12 protein-coding genes are annotated in these 15,968 nt (G+C 65.3%); 10 read left to right on the top strand and 2 right to left on the bottom strand.

Annotated features, from left to right (window positions below; all coding sequences use genetic code 11):
- Nucleotides 1–115: 115 nt before the first annotated feature.
- Entirely contained in the window at nucleotides 116–1,495 is a 1,380-nt protein-coding gene (locus tag ABC977_RS12395; protein WP_369667577.1) for a class II fumarate hydratase, read from the bottom strand.
- A gap of 216 nt (nucleotides 1,496–1,711) precedes the next feature.
- On the opposite strand from ABC977_RS12395, the gene ABC977_RS12390 reads away from it, so the two are divergent.
- The 8 genes from ABC977_RS12390 to fusA all read left to right on the top strand — a co-directional run bounded on the left by ABC977_RS12390 (nucleotide 1,712) and on the right by fusA (nucleotide 11,645).
- Nucleotides 1,712–1,966 (top strand): helix-turn-helix domain-containing protein, encoded by a 255-nt coding sequence (locus ABC977_RS12390; protein ID WP_369667576.1) that lies wholly within the window; start codon nucleotides 1,712–1,714, stop codon nucleotides 1,964–1,966.
- 118 nt (nucleotides 1,967–2,084) lie between these two features.
- Entirely contained in the window at nucleotides 2,085–4,091 is a 2,007-nt protein-coding gene (gene hyfB, locus ABC977_RS12385) for a hydrogenase 4 subunit B (RefSeq protein ID WP_369667625.1), read from the top strand.
- Nucleotides 4,076–5,041, top strand: coding sequence for a respiratory chain complex I subunit 1 family protein (locus tag ABC977_RS12380; protein WP_369667575.1), 966 nt, complete (start codon nucleotides 4,076–4,078; stop codon nucleotides 5,039–5,041). The genes hyfB and ABC977_RS12380 overlap by 16 nt, the downstream gene beginning before the upstream one ends.
- On the top strand, nucleotides 5,041–5,724 hold the full coding sequence (locus ABC977_RS12375) for a formate hydrogenlyase (RefSeq protein ID WP_439849188.1): 684 nt from the start codon (nucleotides 5,041–5,043) through the stop codon (nucleotides 5,722–5,724). Before ABC977_RS12380 ends, ABC977_RS12375 begins: the two co-directional genes overlap by 1 nt.
- On the top strand, nucleotides 5,721–7,193 hold the full coding sequence (locus ABC977_RS12370; protein ID WP_369667574.1) for a hydrogenase 4 subunit F: 1,473 nt from the start codon (nucleotides 5,721–5,723) through the stop codon (nucleotides 7,191–7,193). The genes ABC977_RS12375 and ABC977_RS12370 overlap by 4 nt, the downstream gene beginning before the upstream one ends.
- Nucleotides 7,190–8,776, top strand: coding sequence for a hydrogenase large subunit (locus ABC977_RS12365; RefSeq protein ID WP_369667573.1), 1,587 nt, complete (start codon nucleotides 7,190–7,192; stop codon nucleotides 8,774–8,776). The genes ABC977_RS12370 and ABC977_RS12365 overlap by 4 nt, the downstream gene beginning before the upstream one ends.
- Nucleotides 8,777–8,784: 8 nt before the next feature.
- Complete coding sequence (locus tag ABC977_RS12360) at nucleotides 8,785–9,336, top strand: NADH-quinone oxidoreductase subunit B family protein (RefSeq protein WP_369667572.1); 552 nt, start codon at nucleotides 8,785–8,787, stop codon at nucleotides 9,334–9,336.
- 263 nt (nucleotides 9,337–9,599) lie between these two features.
- Entirely contained in the window at nucleotides 9,600–11,645 is a 2,046-nt protein-coding gene (gene fusA / locus ABC977_RS12355; RefSeq protein ID WP_369667571.1) for an elongation factor G, read from the top strand.
- A 107-nt stretch (nucleotides 11,646–11,752) separates the two neighbouring features.
- Here fusA and ABC977_RS12350 read toward each other — a convergent pair whose 3' ends face one another.
- Nucleotides 11,753–13,450: a SulP family inorganic anion transporter gene (locus tag ABC977_RS12350; RefSeq protein ID WP_369667570.1), complete on the bottom strand. Its 1,698-nt coding sequence runs from the start codon at nucleotides 13,448–13,450 to the stop codon at nucleotides 11,753–11,755.
- Between the two features lie 271 nt (nucleotides 13,451–13,721).
- Here ABC977_RS12350 and ABC977_RS12345 point away from each other — a divergent pair, with 271 nt between their 5' ends.
- Both ABC977_RS12345 and ABC977_RS12340 read left to right on the top strand, forming a co-directional pair.
- Nucleotides 13,722–15,140: a form I ribulose bisphosphate carboxylase large subunit gene (locus tag ABC977_RS12345; protein ID WP_369667569.1), complete on the top strand. Its 1,419-nt coding sequence runs from the start codon at nucleotides 13,722–13,724 to the stop codon at nucleotides 15,138–15,140.
- A gap of 91 nt (nucleotides 15,141–15,231) precedes the next feature.
- Nucleotides 15,232–15,576: a ribulose bisphosphate carboxylase small subunit gene (locus tag ABC977_RS12340; protein ID WP_369667568.1), complete on the top strand. Its 345-nt coding sequence runs from the start codon at nucleotides 15,232–15,234 to the stop codon at nucleotides 15,574–15,576.
- Nucleotides 15,577–15,968: the final 392 nt, after the last annotated feature.

Here is a 15,968-nt window from a genome sequence, read left to right as displayed (position 1 = left end):
CATGACGACCGCCCCAACATCGTCGTCGGCCGAGAAACCAGGCGCGCGCTCGCCGGTCGAGCGGCAATCGAGGCCGAGCCAGTTCCGCAGCGGCCAGATTCGGGCCATCACGCCGCTAGGCGATACCCCCGCGGGTCAGCGTCAGCGGATCGAGGAGTTTCTCCAGTTCCTCCCGACTCATGCCGGTGGTTTCGATCGCCACCTCGATGATCGGTCGACCCTCGGCATAGGCCTGCTTCGCGGTCGCTGCACCCTTCTCGTAGCCGATCACCCGATTCAACGCGGTGACCAGGATCGGGTTCTTGTCCAGGGCTCGCTTGATGTTGTCCTCGCGCACCCGGAAGTCGGCGATCGCCTGATCGGCCAGCAGCCGCGCGATGTTGGTCATCAGGGTGATCGATTCGAGCAGGCTGGCGGCGATCACCGGCAGCATCACGTTGAGCTGGAAGGTACCGGACTGGCCGGCGACCGTGATGGTCACGTCGTTGCCCATCACCCGCGCGCAGGCCATGCAGGCGGCCTCGGGGATGACCGGGTTGACCTTGCCCGGCATGATCGAGCTGCCCGGCTGCAGGGCCTTGAGCTCGATCTCTCCAAGGCCGGCCAACGGCCCGGAATTCATCCAGCGTAGATCGTTGGCGATCTTCATGACCACGGTCGCCAGGGTCTTGAGCTGACCCGACAGCTCCACCGCCGAGTCCTGGGCCGCGATCGACTCGAACTTGTTGGCCGCCGATTCGAAACCGAAGCCCGTGGCCGCGGACAGATGCGCGCAGAACCGGTCGCCGAAGTCGGACGGGGCATTGATGCCGGTGCCGACCGCGGTGCCGCCCTGCGGCAGGCGCCGCAAACGCCCCAGGGCCGCATCGATCCGCGCCCGACAGGACGCCACCTGGGAGGCCCAACAACCCAGCTCCTGGCCGAAGGTGACGGGCATCGCGTCCATCAGGTGGGTGCGGCCGGTCTTGGCCACCGACTCGAGTTCGCCGGCGCGCCGTTCGATGATCTGCTGCAAGTGTTCCAAGGCCGGCAACAGCCTCTCCGACACAGCCAGGCAGGCCGAGACCTGCAGCGTGGTCGGGATCACGTCGTTGGAGCTCTGGGACATGTTGACGTGATCGTTGGGGTGAATGCCTCGGTCGCCGGCGGGGTCGGCGAGGTGGGCGATGACCTCGTTGGCGTTCATGTTCGAACTGGTGCCCGAGCCGGTCTGGTAGACATCGATCGGGAAGTGCTCGTCGACCTCGCCGGCGGCGACCCGCTCGGCGGCCTCGACAATGACTTCGGCATGGGCGTCTTGCATCAGACCGAGCTCGCGGTTGGCCCGGGCGCAGGCGGCCTTGACGCGACCGAGAGCATGAATGAAATCCGCCGGCATGGGCACGCCCGAGACCGGAAAGTTGTTCACCGCGCGTTGCGTCTGGGCGCCCCACAGGGCATCGGCGGGGACTTCCAGCTCGCCCATACTGTCGCGTTCGATTCGCGTCTTGCTCATGGATACCGATTCCTCATTTGAACGATAGCCGCAATTATATCGGCCGCCGAAGCCATGCTCACCCTCTTCCAACGGCGCTGCGCTTCGCGCGCAATCGGCCCGGCTACCTTTTTGACGGTTCGCTGTACCCCTTTCGCGGGTCCTTGGCGCACCTTGCTCACTGGCGTACCAATCGGCTAAATTAAAGCCTCACACTTGACAACTGACGCCCCAGACATGATCAACGCAGTCCAAATGCGCGCGGCACGGGCGCTGCTGGCGATGGACCAGCGGCAGCTCGCCGAGCTTGCGGGTCTGTCCTTGCCAACCATCCAACGGATGGAGGCCAGTGACGGTCAGGTCCGCGGCCAGGTGGAGTCGCTGGTCAAGGTCGTCGCGGCCCTCGAGAAGGCAGGGGTCGAACTGATCGGCGATGGAGCAACGAGCCATGGCGGCGGGCGCGGCGTGCGACTGAAGACACCGGGCATCTGAGGACCGCCGCCACGACGAGGATCGAGACCTTGGCCGTTGCTCGCGACCCGGCGATACCGATCGGGGCGCACCACCCATCGTGGCCGCACCGATGGCGGCGGAGGGCCGACTCGTGACCATGTCTACGGCCCTCGCGCTCGCGATGAGCGCCATCTTCTGCGCGCTCGGTTCGGCGGCCGTCGCGTTGGCCGCCAGTTGGCGACCGGCGCTGCTGCGCCTCCTGGCGATGCCATTGCTCGGGGTCGCTGGCCTCGCCGCCCTGGCGGCCGGGCTCGGCGCGCTGATCGTAGCGGGGACGGCCACGACACAACTGCCGCTAGGACTGCCCTGGCTGCCCTGGCACATCGCGATCGACCCGTTGGCCGGCTTCTTCCTGGTCGTGATCGGCATCGTCACGGTCGCGGTCGGCTGCTATGGCGTCGGTTACGCGCGCAGCCTCGAACATGGGCGCGATTCGGTTGCGGTGTTGGGCGGCTTCACCGGCCTGTTCCTCACTGGCATGTTATTGGTGGTCCTGGCCGCCGATGCCTTCCTGTTCCTGGTGTCCTGGGAACTGATGTCGCTCTCCTCGTATTTCCTGGTCGCCTTCCAGCATGACCAGGCCGCCAACCGGCGCGCGGCCTTCCTGTATCTGCTGATGGCGCATCTGAGTGGCCTGACGATCTTGTTGGGTTTTGGCGTGCTGGCGGCCTTCGGTGGCGCTTTTGATTTCGGGAGCCTGCGCGTCGCGGAACTGACCCCGCTCTGGGCCAGCCTGGCCTTCACGCTTGCCCTGCTCGGTTTTGGCCTAAAGGCCGGCCTGGTGCCGCTGCATGCCTGGTTGCCGGAGGCGCACCCGGCGGCACCGTCGCATATCTCGGCGTTGATGTCGGCGGTGATGCTCAAGGTCGCGGTCTACGGCTTCATTCGCGTCGTCTTCGATCTGGTCGGCGACTTGCAGTGGCAATGGGGTGTCGTGGTGCTGATCCTCGGCAGCCTGTCGGCCTTGGTGGGTATCCTCTACGCGCTGGTGCAGACCGATCTGAAGCGCCTGCTCGCCTACTCCTCGGTCGAGAATCTCGGCGTCATCTTCGTCGCGCTCGGCCTGTCATTGCTCTTTTATGCCGGGGGTCACTCGTTGCCCGGCACCCTGGCGTTGATTGCCGCCCTCTATCACACGCTCAATCATGCGGTATTCAAGGGCCTGCTGTTCCTCGGTGCCGGAGCGATCCTACACAGCACGCACGAGCGCGATCTGGAACAGATGGGCGGGCTGCTGCGACGCATGCCCTGGACGGGCTGGTTTTTCTTGGTCGGCAGCCTCTCGATCGCGGCGTTGCCGCCGTTCAACGGCTTCGTCTCGGAATGGCTGACCTTTCAGGTGGCGCTTCAGGCCTGGCAATTGGAGAGCGGGGTCCTGCGCACGCTGATCCCGATCGCCGCCGCCGTGCTCGCCCTGACGGCGGCGCTGGTCGCGGCCTGCTTCGTGAAGGCCTTCGGGATCGCCTTTCTCGGTCAGGCGCGGAGCCGCCACGTCCGGCGCGCTCGCCCCGAACCGGTGACGATGCGCCTCGCGCTCGGCCTGCTGGCCTTCACATGTCTCGCGCTCGGCGTCCTGCCGACGCTGGTCATCGGGTTGATCGAGCCGATCGCGATTCAATTGCTTGGACAAGGGTTGCCGCCGATGACAGATCGGGGCTGGCTATGGTTCACGCCGGTCTCGGCCGAGACCGCGAGTTATAGCGCGCCACTGGTGTTACTGGTCCTCGTCCTTCTGGTGACACTGGTGTTCTGGGGCTTGCAATGGGGATCGGTCGGACGAATCCGCCGTTGCGACGCCTGGGATTGCGGTCTGGCGCCGCCGTCGCCGCGCATGCAGTACAGCGCGACAGCCTTCGCTCACCCGCTGCGCCGCGTCTTCGCCCCGCTGTTTCGGATCGACGAGTCCGTCGAGCAGCAGGAGGACGGCCGGTTGCGCTACCGGCTGCAAGCGGTCGACCGGACCTGGGATCTCCTATATCGGCCCATCGCGCGGTCCGTCGAGGCGGCAGCGCGCCGCGTCAGCCACTTGCAATCTGGCCATGTGCGCGCCTACCTCGGCTGGACCCTGGCGACCCTGTTGGTGCTCTTATGGCTGATCTCGTGACACCCTGGCCCTGGGCATTGGTCATCGCGCAGGGGTTCCTGTGCGCCGCGCTGGCACCCTGGCTCGTCGGCTGGGTCCGCCTGATCAAGGCACGCCTGCAGAACCGCCGCGGTCCCTCGGTATGGCAAGCCTATCGCGACCTCTACAAGCTGTTCGCGAAGGAAGCGCGGGTCGCGCACACCGCATCGCCGCTCTTCCGACTCGCGCCCTATCTCGTGTTCGCCGCGACCTGGCTGGCCGCGGCCATCGTGCCACTGGTCGTCGTGAACCTTCCGACGGCCGCGATCGCGGACATGATCGTGCTGGTCGGACTCCTGGCGCTCGCCCGCGTCTTCCTGGCGTTGGCCGGCATGGACGTCGGGACCGCGTTCGGGGGCCAGGGGGCGTCACGCGAGATGCTGATCGCGGCCTTGGCGGAGCCGGCATTGCTGGTGGCGATCTTCACGTTGGCGATGACCGCGCACAGCACGAACCTGGCCAGCGTCATCGACTACCAACTTGCGGCCGACATCATCGTGCGGCCATCGTTCCTGTTCGCGCTGGGCGGATTGTTACTGTTGGCGATCGCCGAGACCGGGCGAATCCCGGTCGACAATCCGTCTACGCATCTCGAGCTGACGATGGTCCACGAGGCGATGATTCTCGAGTACTCGGGCCGCCACCTCGCGCTGATGGAGTGGGCGGCGCAGATCAAGCTGCTCCTCTATGGTGCGCTGATCGCCAACCTTTTCGTCCCCTGGGGTATCGCCACCGATCTGTCGGTGACCGGCCTAACGCTCGGCCTGGTCGCGATCGTCGTTAAGCTGGCCCTGCTCGGCGCCGCATTGGCCATCGCCGAGACGGTGCTGGCCAAGATGCGGCTCTTTCGCGTGCCCGACTACCTGAACCTGGCGTTGCTGCTCGCGCTCCTCGGCTTGCTGATCCACGTGATCCTGGAGGTGGGGACCTGATGCTGGCGCAAGTTCCGATCCTTCAGCAATGGCTGCTGCTGCTTGCGGCCTTCGTGCTCTTTTCGTCGTTCGTATTGCTGGCCCAGGCCCGCCTGGTTTCGGCGATCCATGCCTTCGCGTGGCAGGGGGGTCTGGTCGCCGCCGTGACCCTGGTCGTGGCCTTGGCCGAACAGTCATCGCACCTGTATTTCTCGGCCCTGCTGACGCTGGTACTGAAGGCGCTGCTGATCCCCTGGATGCTGCACCGGCTGACGCGCCGACTGCGAATCGAGCGCGAGACCGAGTCGCTGCGGCGACCGGCGCTCGCGATCATGGCCGCCGTGGCGCTCGTGATCTTCAGCTATTGGCTCGTGCTGCCGATGGTCGAGCAGGATCTGACCTTCACGCGCAACCTGGTCGCGATCAGCCTCGCCGTGGTGTTGATCGGCCTCCTGATGATGGTCCTCCGCCAGCAGGCCGTCGCCCAGGTTCTGGGATTCATGTCGATCGAGAACGGCCTGTTTCTCGCCGCCGTCTCGGCGACCGGCGGCATGCCGCTGATCGTCGAGCTCGGCGTCGCCTTCGACGTGCTGGTCGCGATGGTGTTGTTCGGGATCTTCTTCTTCCAGATCCGCGACAGCATCGATTCGCTCGACGTCGATCGGCTGAACCGGCTGACCGAAACGCCCGAGGAAGGCCCATGACCGCGCTTCTCACGGTCTTGCTGGCCCCGTTGGCCGGGGCCGTCGCACTGGCCCTGCTCCGTGCCCCGCAGGCGGCCGGCTGGCTTAACATCGCGACCAGCGCCGTCTCGTTCGGCGCTTCGGCGGTCCTGGCCTGGCAGATCGCCGGCACTGACGAGATCATTGGCTTCGGCCTGCGTGTCGACGCCTTCAACGTCTACCTGGTCGTCTTGACAACCTTCGTCGGCCTGACCACGGCGGTCTTCTCGCGACCGTACATGCTGCACGTCTGCGCGCAGGGCCGCGTCGGACCCGGCCGGCTGCGCCTGTACCACGCGATGTATCAGGTGTTCCTGTTCACGATGCTGCTCGCCTTGACGACCGACAACCTCGGCGTCCTCTGGGTCGCGGTCGAGGGCGCGACCCTAGCCACCGTGCTCCTGGTATCCCTCTACCGGACGCCGGAGGCGATCGAGGCGGCCTGGAAATACTTCATCCTCTGCGGCGTTGGGATCGCGCTGGCCCTGTTCGGTACCGTGCTCGTCTATTACACGGCCCAACACGTCCTGGCCGATCCCACCGCCGGGCTGACCTGGAGCGCACTCTTAACGGTCGCCGATCGTCTGCATCCGGACGTAATGGCACTGGCGTTCGTCTTTCTGCTGGTCGGCTATGGCACCAAGGTGGGTCTGGTACCGATGCACCAGTGGTTGCCGGACGCCCATTCCGAGGGACCAACCCCGGTCTCGGCCGTGCTCTCCGGATTGCTGCTGAACGTCGCCCTCTACGCGGTGGTCCGGCTCAAGATGCTCGTCGACGGCTCGCTGGCGGCCACCGACAATCCCCATCTGGCCGGCCAGCTGCTGATGGGATTCGGCCTGGTGTCGTTCCTGGTGGCCGTGCTGTTCCTGCACCGCCAGCGCGATATCAAACGCTTGTTCAGCTACTCGTCGATCGAACACATGGGGCTGATGACCTTCGCGTTCGGCGTCGGCGGTCCGCTGGCGACCTTCGGCGCCCTACTGCACATGCTGGTCCATTCACTGACCAAGTCAGCGATCTTCATCACCGTCGGTCATGCGACCCATCTCGCCGGCACCCAGTCGATCGACCACATCCGCGGCCTGATCCGCACCCAACCGGCCATTGGCTGGTCGCTGCTGATCGGCGTGGCGGCGATCGCTGGGTTTCCGCCGTTCGGCATCTTCACCAGTGAGTTCCTGCTCCTGACCGCGACCATGCAGGCCCAGCCCTGGTTCGCCGGCGTGCTGCTGACGGGACTGGCCATCGCATTCGCCGGCCTCTTCCGCCACCTGCATCCGATGGTCTATGGACCGGCGCCAGAGGGCCAGCACCGGGTGCCGGCGAACATGCTGCCGGTCGTGATCCACCTGGGACTGGTCCTGTGGCTGGGGCTCGCAATCCCCGATTTCCTGGCCCGCTGGCTCGATCAGGCCGCCACCTTGATCACCGGAGTTCCGTTGCTATGAGCCGCTTCGCCTGGCTGCCGGACTTCCTGGCCCGCCTCGAAGAAGAGCAGGCGCTACCCCGTGATGGCCGCCCCGAGGCGCTGGGTCCGACCTACCGGTTGCGGCTGCCCCCGGAGAACTGGGATCTCGCGGCACACATCGCCGCCGCATCCGGACTACGCTGGGCCGGATTGTGGGGCGATCCCGAGGCCGACCGGATCAGCGTTCAGGCGTGCCTCGTCCAGGGCGGCGATCACCTGCTGCTCCAGACCGAGGTACCAACGGCGCGACCCGTGCTGGCGTCGCACGCCCGCTGGTTCGTCGGCGCGGATCGGCTCGAACGGCACGCCCGGGACCTGCTCGGCCTTCGATTCACCGACCATCCTGACCCACGCCGCTGGACCCGGCATCAGGCCTGGCGCGAGGATGTCCAGCCGTTGCGCTCGGACGTCCCTTTGACCGATCTGGCTGCGCGCCGTACGCCGGCCGATAGCGACTACCCGTTCGCTCCAATCCTCGGCAGCGGGGTCGTCGAGATTCCGGTTGGTCCGGTCCATGCCGGCATCATCGAGCCGGGGCATTTTCGTTTCCAGGTGGCCGGCGAGGACGTGCTACGGCTCGAGGCGCGGCTCGGTTACGTCCACAAGGGGGTCGAAAGGCTCGCCGTTGGCCGCGACCCCGCCGGGCTCGCGCGGCTCGCCGGGCGGGTCTCCGGCGACAGCACGGTCGCCCATGCCTGGGCCGCCTGCCAGGCCATCGAGCAGGCCCTGGGGTGGCCGGTCCCGCCGCGCGCGCTGGCGCTGCGCGGGATCCTTGCCGAACGCGAGCGCATCGCCAACCATCTGGGCGATATCGGTGCGATCTGCAACGATGTCGGCTTCGCTTTCGCCCACCAGCAGTGCGCCCGCTGGCGGGAGCTGTGGCAACGGCGCAGCGACGCGGTCTTCGGGCATCGGCTGTTGATGGACCGCATCGTCCCCGGTGGCCTGGCCGTCGATCTGCCACCGGCCGCGGCGGAGGCTTTGCGGACCGATCACGACACCTTGCGCCAAGGGCTGATCCCGCTCTTCGACATCATCGGCGATCACCCGTCCCTCGATGATCGCCTGCAGACCACGGGCCGCCTCGATCCCGACACGGCCCGCGCCCTCGGCTGCACCGGCTATGTCGGCAAGGCGAGCGGTCAGGCCAGCGATCTGCGCCATGACCACCCCTACCCGCCCTACGACACGCTGAACGTGACGGTCGTGGTGCAGACCACAGGGGACGTCGCCGCGCGGGTGCGCGTGAGGATGGACGAGATCCGTCAGAGCCTGACGCTGCTCGATCAATTGCTCGACGGCCTGCCCGACGGGACCTGGTTCGCGCCAGCCCCGCAGCCGCTTCGCGCTGGCGTGGGGCTCGGGGCGATCGAGGGCTGGCGCGGCGACATCCTGACCTACGTCCGTCTCGATGAGGCCGGTCGGATCGCGCGCTTCTTCCCGCGCGATCCGAGTTGGTTCACATGGCTGGCGCTGGAGCGTTTGATCCATGGCAACATCGTCCCGGACTTTCCGGTCTGCAACAAATCCGTCAATGGCTCCTATTCCGGCGTGGATCTGTAGGAGGCACCATGTTTCGTATCCTCCGGTTGGCCCTGAGCCAGGGTTGCGTCACCGAGACACCCCCCGATGCCGGGGCCACCACGGTCGAGACCCTCGGCATCGCGCTGCGGCGCGTGCTGAAGGCGCGGCTCAACGGCAGCCTCGCGATCCGCCATGTCGATGCTGGCTCTTGCAATGGATGCGAACTGGAACTCCATGCGTTGAACAACCCCTACTACGACCTCGAGCGCTTCGGGGTCCACTTCGTCGCCTCACCGCGCCATGCCGATGCCCTGCTGGTGACCGGACCGGTCGCGCGGCACATGGAGACGGCGCTGCGCCGCACTTGGCGAGCCACGCCGGCGCCCAAACTGGTTATCGCCGCCGGCACCTGCGCGTGCGACGGCGGCGAGTTCGGCATCTCCTACGCGAGTTGCGGCGCCGTCGAGAACGTCATCCCGGTCGACATCAAGATCCCTGGTTGCCCACCGACGCCGACCGTCCTGCTCCAAGGGCTGCTCGCTGCGACCCGTGCCGAACGGCTGGGCCTGCCCATACCCAAGGTCGGCAGACGCGACTAGCGCGGCGTCGTATATCGGCTCGCTGGCACCGCGTCATCGGGGCGGCGGGCTGCCTCGCTCCTGGATCCTCCGACGGATCGTCCCTCTCCCGCTGATACGTCACGCGCGAAGAGGTCGCCCGGTCGGCGCGCGAGCCAGATCAATGCGGCCGCAGGCCGACGGGGTGGCGCGATGGGTTACGATATAGTGAAATACCCCGCGACCACCAACCTGGATGGGCGCGCCGCGCCTGGCCCATTGATCGGAAGAGCAAGGTTTCACTCATGCCAGACTACAACGCCGAGGACGTCCGCAATATTGCCCTGGTCGGCCATTCGGGGGCGGGCAAGACGACGCTGACCGAGACCCTGTTGGCCACCGCTGGGGTGATTCCGGCACCGGGGTCGATCGAGAAGGGCACGACGGTGTGCGATTTCGATCCGCTCGAGAAAGAACTCCGGCATTCGCTCGACACGGCCATCACGAGTCTCGATGCCGACGGCAAGCACATCAACCTGATCGACACGCCCGGGGCCCCCGACTTCCTCGGCCGCGCCATCTCGGTGTTGACCGCCGTCGAGACCGCGGCCCTGGTCATCAACGCCCAGGCCGGCATCGAGCCGATCACGCAGCGAATGATGAAGGCCGTGGATCGACGCAACCTGTGTCGCATGATCATCATCAACCAGATCGACGCGCCCGAGGTCGATCTGGCGGGCTTGACCGACCAGATTCGCGAGACCTTCGGTCCGGAGTGTCTACCGATCAACCTGCCCGCCGACAAGGGTCGCCGCGTCATCGACTGCTTCTTCGAGCCAAGTGACGAACAAGCCGACTTTTCGTCGGTCGCGGAGGCCCACAGTCAGATCATCGACCAAGTCGTCGAGGTCGACGAGGAGTTGATGGAGCTCTACCTCGAGCAGGGCCAGGAGTTGAAACCCGAGCAGCTGCACGACCCCTTCGAGGCGGCCCTGCGCGAGGCGCATCTGATTCCGATTTGCTACGTCTCGGCACAGACCGGTGCCGGCATCCCGGAATTGCTGAACATCCTGGTCAGGCTGATGCCGAACCCAGCGGAAGGCAATCCGCCGCCCTTCATGAAGGGTGAAGGCGCGAAGATGATCCCGGTCGAGGTGCTTCCCGATCCGAATCGGCACGCGATCGCCCATGTCTTCAAGGTCATCAACGACCCGTTTCGCGGCAAACTGGGCATCTTCCGCATCCACCAAGGGCGCATCACGCCGGACTCGCAACTCTTCGTCGGCGATGCCCGCAAACCGTTCAAGGTGAACCGCCTCTATCGCCTGCACGGGGCCGAGCAGATCGAGGTCGCCGAAGGGGTACCGGGCGACATCCTGGCGGTGTCGCGGATCGATGAGATCCATTTCGACGCGGTGCTCCACGACTCTCACGACGAGGATCACCATCATCTGAAGTCGATCGAATGCCCGGTGCCGCTGTACGGACTCGCGATCAGGCCGGTCAAACGTGGCGATGAGCAGAAACTGACCGACGCGCTCCATAAGCTCCAGGCCGAGGATCCTTGCCTGCATATCGAGCACAACGCCTCGGCGAACGAGACGGTGATGCGCGGCCTCGGCGAACAACACCTGCGGGTGCTGCTGAAACGCCTGTCCGAGCAGTTCCATGTCGATGTCGACACGAAACCGCCGAGCATCCCGTATCGGGAGACCATCTCGGCACCGGCCGAGGGGCACCATCGCCACAAGAAGCAGACCGGGGGTGCTGGTCAGTTCGGCGAGGTCTTTTTACGGGTCGAGCCGCTCGAACGCGGTGCCGGATTCGAGTTCATCGACGCCACCGTCGGTGGCTCGATTCCAGGGCAGTTCATCCCTTCGATCGAAAAAGGCATTCGCCAGGTCCTGGACGAAGGGGCCATCGCCGGGTTCCCGCTGCAGGACATCCGGGTGTCCGTCTACGATGGCAAGCATCATCCGGTCGACTCGAAGGAGATCGCCTTCGTGACCGCCGGACGCAAGGCCTTTCTGGATGCCATCGAACAGGCCAAACCGGTGATCCTGGAGCCGATCGTCAAGATTCGGATCACGGCCCACAACAGCGCGATGGGGGACCTCGCCGGTGATCTGTCGAGCCGCCGCGGCCGCATCAGCGGCAGCGAATCCAAGAGCGATGGGCGCGTCGTCATCGACGGCGAGGTACCGTTGGCCGAGCTCGACGGGTACGAGTCGCGGCTGAAATCGCTGACCGGCGGTGCCGGCACCTACGGCATCGAGCTCAGCCATTACGAGTCGGTGCCGGCCAACGTGCAGAAACAGCTCCGCGAGGCCTTCACACGCAGCGAGGATTGATCCGCCCTCGCGACCACCGAAGCACTCGGTCACTTCCCCCCTGGCGTGCCTGGGACCTCTCAGGCACGCCGGTCACCGATCGCCCGGCGGGCTCCAGGCAGCCCGTATCACTCCTCCCCGTTCGATTCACGGGCACCGTTCTCCTCGGTGCCGATGACCTCCAACGCCGCACGCAAGGCCGCGTCGCGGTCCTGTATCCAACGCGCCGGCGGGATCTGTTTCAGCAGGCCCAGATGCGCGAGCCGCTCGCGCGGCTGACCATGCACACCCGCGATGAAGACCCCGACCCCTTTCGCGACCTGTTCGCGAATCGCGGCTTCGATGGCGACCGCGGTCGTCACGCCGAGGTGCGGAACGCGACTCAGATCGATGATAACGGCCTCGGCACCTTCGAGCTTGGCCCCATGGCGATTGATCGCCGCCGCCGCGCCGAAGACCATCGGCCCGCTCAGGTGCAGCATCTTCAAACGGCCCCGCCCCTTTGCCAACAGACCGCGCTCCTCGCATGTCAGCTCGGCGCAGTATCCCTCGTCGCGCTTGCGCCGCGCCGGCAAGGTGCACACCCATTCGGCTTGCACATCGGCCAGGCGCCGGATCGTCAAGATATTCGCGACGAACAGACCGATGGCAACGGCCGTGATCAGATCGACGAAGACCGTCGTCATGATCACGCCCCACATGATCAGCGCCCCTTTGACCGACACCCGATGCGCGCGGCGCAGGAAGCGCCAATCGATGATGTCGATGCCAACCTTGACCGCGATACCGGCGAGCACCGCGAGCGGGATATTGGCCGTCAGGGCACCGGCCCAGATCACGACGACGGCCAGCAAGGCGGCTCGAACGAGGCCCGACAGGGCACTGCGACCGCCGGCCTGGATATTGACCACCGTGCCCATCGTCGCCCCGGCACCGGGAAGGCCACCAAAGAGACCGGAGGCCAAATTGCCCAGACCCTGGCCCACGAGCTCCTTGTCGGAGTCGGCGGTCTTGCGGGTCAAGCTGCCAGCGATGACCGACGTCAACAAGGCGTCGACCGAGCCGAGCAGCGCCAGGACCAAGGCATCGATGACGATGATCTGCCATTGTTCCGCGCTGAACACGGGGATCTGTAGAGACGGCCAACCGGTAGCGATTTCGCCGATCACGCGCACGTCGCGATCAGCAAGCCAAAAGGCGACGATCAGCGTGCCGATCACCAGCGCGAGCAATTGCGGCGGTAGAACCCGCTTGATCCGCGTGGGCATAAAAAATAGGATCGTCAGGGTAAAGCCAGCCAACAGGGCTTCCCAGGGATTGATCGCGCGAACGAGATCCGGAAGCGCCTGCAAGGTGCCCAGGACTCCACCGCCGGGCGACTCATGGCCCAATAGCCCCGGCAACTGCAGGATGATCAGGATCAGCCCGATGCCGGACATGAACCCAGAGATCACCGTGAAGGGCATCATGGTCACGTAACGGCCCAGCTTCATCGCACCGAAGGCCATCTGAAAGACGCCGGTCAACATGACGACCGTGAAGGCCATGGCCATCCCTTGCTCGGGGTTGGCCGCGATCAAGGACGCGATGACCGCCGTGAAGACCACGGTCATGGGTCCGGTGGGTTCCGAGATCAGCGTCGGAGTGCCGCCGAAAAAGGCGGCGAAGAGACCGATCAGGACGGCGCCGTAAAGGCCGGCCTCCGGGCCCGCGCCGGATGCGACGCCGAACGCGAGGGCCATCGGCAAGGCCACGACGGCGGCCGTGACGCCGCCCAACAGGTCTCCGCGGAGATTATCGAAACGGATCTCGTTGAAAACGCGCATGCAGTCGTCCCCCGGCTTGGTCCTGACAAGCAGTATCGTTACGGAGCACCTTAAACAATAATCGAACTTTTCTAAGATATTGATCGAATATCATCTATGAAAAGTCGCAGCATAGCCCCTCGATCCGGGGAGATACATAGACCATAAATAATACGACAGATAGAAACAATCGATTTTGTTCAATACAAATTCTTGCTATAAAGTTGCCGGACAGACTTCGAAACGGCCTCCCTCGCAGAGGCGGACAGGGCACAGACCACAGGAGCAGACCATGAGCGTAAAGACCTACGACGCCGGTGTGAAAGAATACCGGGAGATGTACTGGACGCCGGATTATGTCCCCCTCGACACGGATCTTCTGGCCTGCTTCAAGGTCACCGGCCAGCCCGGCGTGCCGCGCGAGGAGGTTGCCGCGGCGGTGGCCGCCGAATCCTCGACCGGCACCTGGAGTACCGTGTGGTCCGAATTGCTGACGGATCTCGAGTACTACAAGGGTCGCGCCTACCGGATCGAGGACGTGCCCGGCGACAAGGAGTCCTTTTACGCGTTCGTGGCCTACCCGATCGACCTGTTCGAGGAAGGCTCCATCGTCAACGTCCTCACCTCGTTGGTCGGCAACGTGTTCGGCTTCAAGGCGTTGCGCCACCTGCGTCTCGAGGACATCCGTTTTCCGATCGCCTACGTCAAGACCTGCATGGGGCCGCCGAACGGTATCCAGGTCGAGCGCGACAAGATGAACAAGTACGGGCGACCACTGTTGGGCTGTACCATCAAGCCCAAGCTCGGTCTGTCCGCGAAGAACTACGGTCGGGCGGTCTACGAATGCCTGCGCGGCGGGCTCGATTTCACGAAGGATGACGAGAACGTCAATTCCCAGCCTTTCATGCGCTGGCAGAATCGCTTCGAGTTCGTCGCCGAGGCCGTCGCCGCGTCCCAAGCCGAGACCGGCGAACGCAAAGGCCATTATCTGAATGTCACCGCCCCGGACCCCGAGCAGATGTACGAGCGCGCCGAGTTCGCGAAGGAACTCGGTCAACCGATCATCATGCACGACTTCCTGACCGGCGGTTTCACGGCCAATACCGGCCTCGCCAAATGGTGCCGCAAGAACGGCATCCTGCTGCATATCCACCGGGCGATGCACGCGGTCATCGACCGTCATCCGAAGCATGGCATCCATTTCCGGGTCCTGGCCAAGTGCCTGCGTCTATCGGGCGGTGACCACCTGCACACCGGGACCGTCGTCGGCAAGCTCGAGGGCGACCGCGGTTCGACGCTCGGGTTCGTCGATCTGCTGCGCGAATCCTTCATCCCCGAGGATCGCTCCCGCGGCATCTTCTTCGATCAGGACTGGGGCTCGATGCCGGGTGTCTTCGCCGTTGCGTCCGGCGGGATCCACGTCTGGCACATGCCGGCCCTGGTAACCATCTTCGGGGATGATTCGGTGTTGCAGTTCGGCGGCGGCACCCAGGGTCACCCGTGGGGCAACGCGGCCGGTGCAGCGGCCAACCGGGTCGCCCTCGAGGCCTGCGTCAAGGCCCGCAACGAGGGGCGCGAGGTAGAGAAGGAGGCCCGCGAGGTCCTCACCGAAGCGGCCAAACACAGCCCGGAACTGGCGACGGCGATGGAGACCTGGAAGGAGATCAAGTTCGAATTCGATACCGTCGACAAACTCGACGTCTCGAAATGATCCGAGACTGGGACCTGGCCCCCAGCCGGGTTCCAGCCATCGAACCAGACGGTCACGACCCGTCATACCGTGGAAAACAGGAGCAACCGCCATGCCATTTCAAAACACCATGGGTGACTACCAAACCCGGCAAACCCTGGAGACCTTCGGCTTCTTGCCGCCGATGACCCAAGAGGAGATCTACGATCAGATCGCCTATATCCTCGCTCAAGGCTGGACGCCAGGCATCGAGCATGTGCATCCCAGCGGTGCGATGAACCACTACTGGACCATGTGGAAGCTGCCCTTCTTCGGTGAAGTCGATCTCAATCACGTCGTCGGTGAACTGGAGGCATGCCACCGCGCCTATCCGACTCACCATGTGCGGGTCACCGGCTATGACAATTACACCCAGAGTCAAGGCGCCTGCTTCGTGGTCTTCGAAGGCCGCGCTTGACGGTGGGGAAGGCCGCGCCGGCCCGCTGCACGGCCGGCGCCGGTGGCATGAGTCGCTGCGATCTTGGGCTACGCAGTCTTTCAGCATCTTGCGGGCGGCAACCTCGATGCACGCGAGGAACGGGCCGCGCTGCGTCCGAATGACCGGGCACGAATCGCGACGGGGTCAGGCTTAACGGGGACGACCATGGCAAGCAAAGCGAATTCACAATCGAACGGGCGCGAGGCTGCGCTGGCGCGCCGTCGCGCACTGTCCGGCCGCGGCAAGGCAGCGGCCACGACGAGCCACCCAGCGACGCCATCCGGCGCAACCGGTCGTGCGGCGGGTAACACGGCGCCGTCGCATGCGACTCCTCCGGCACGACGAGCCGACCACGGCGCACCCGACGGTGC

The sequence above is a fragment of the Thioalkalicoccus limnaeus genome (assembly GCF_041197575.1).
Taxonomy (GTDB): Bacteria; Pseudomonadota; Gammaproteobacteria; order Chromatiales; family Chromatiaceae; genus Thioalkalicoccus; species Thioalkalicoccus limnaeus.
Note: the sequence above shows the minus strand (reverse complement) of the source record. Positions and strands in the feature narration are given on the sequence as shown.

What these genes read in the sequence shown, in the direction of transcription:
- fusA (WP_369667571.1), top strand. Translation starts at nt 9,600, where the DNA reads ATGCCAGACTACAACGCCGAGGACGTCCGCAATATTGCCCTGGTCGGC.
- ABC977_RS12365 (WP_369667573.1), top strand. Translation starts at nt 7,190, where the DNA reads ATGAGCCGCTTCGCCTGGCTGCCGGACTTCCTGGCCCGCCTCGAAGAA.
- ABC977_RS12395 (WP_369667577.1), bottom strand. Translation starts at nt 1,495, where the DNA reads ATGAGCAAGACGCGAATCGAACGCGACAGTATGGGCGAGCTGGAAGTC.
- ABC977_RS12375 (WP_439849188.1), top strand. Translation starts at nt 5,041, where the DNA reads ATGCTGGCGCAAGTTCCGATCCTTCAGCAATGGCTGCTGCTGCTTGCG.
- ABC977_RS12380 (WP_369667575.1), top strand. Translation starts at nt 4,076, where the DNA reads ATGGCTGATCTCGTGACACCCTGGCCCTGGGCATTGGTCATCGCGCAG.
- ABC977_RS12370 (WP_369667574.1), top strand. Translation starts at nt 5,721, where the DNA reads ATGACCGCGCTTCTCACGGTCTTGCTGGCCCCGTTGGCCGGGGCCGTC.
- ABC977_RS12345 (WP_369667569.1), top strand. Translation starts at nt 13,722, where the DNA reads ATGAGCGTAAAGACCTACGACGCCGGTGTGAAAGAATACCGGGAGATG.
- ABC977_RS12340 (WP_369667568.1), top strand. Translation starts at nt 15,232, where the DNA reads ATGCCATTTCAAAACACCATGGGTGACTACCAAACCCGGCAAACCCTG.
- ABC977_RS12360 (WP_369667572.1), top strand. Translation starts at nt 8,785, where the DNA reads ATGTTTCGTATCCTCCGGTTGGCCCTGAGCCAGGGTTGCGTCACCGAG.
- ABC977_RS12390 (WP_369667576.1), top strand. Translation starts at nt 1,712, where the DNA reads ATGATCAACGCAGTCCAAATGCGCGCGGCACGGGCGCTGCTGGCGATG.
- hyfB (WP_369667625.1), top strand. Translation starts at nt 2,085, where the DNA reads ATGTCTACGGCCCTCGCGCTCGCGATGAGCGCCATCTTCTGCGCGCTC.
- ABC977_RS12350 (WP_369667570.1), bottom strand. Translation starts at nt 13,450, where the DNA reads ATGCGCGTTTTCAACGAGATCCGTTTCGATAATCTCCGCGGAGACCTG.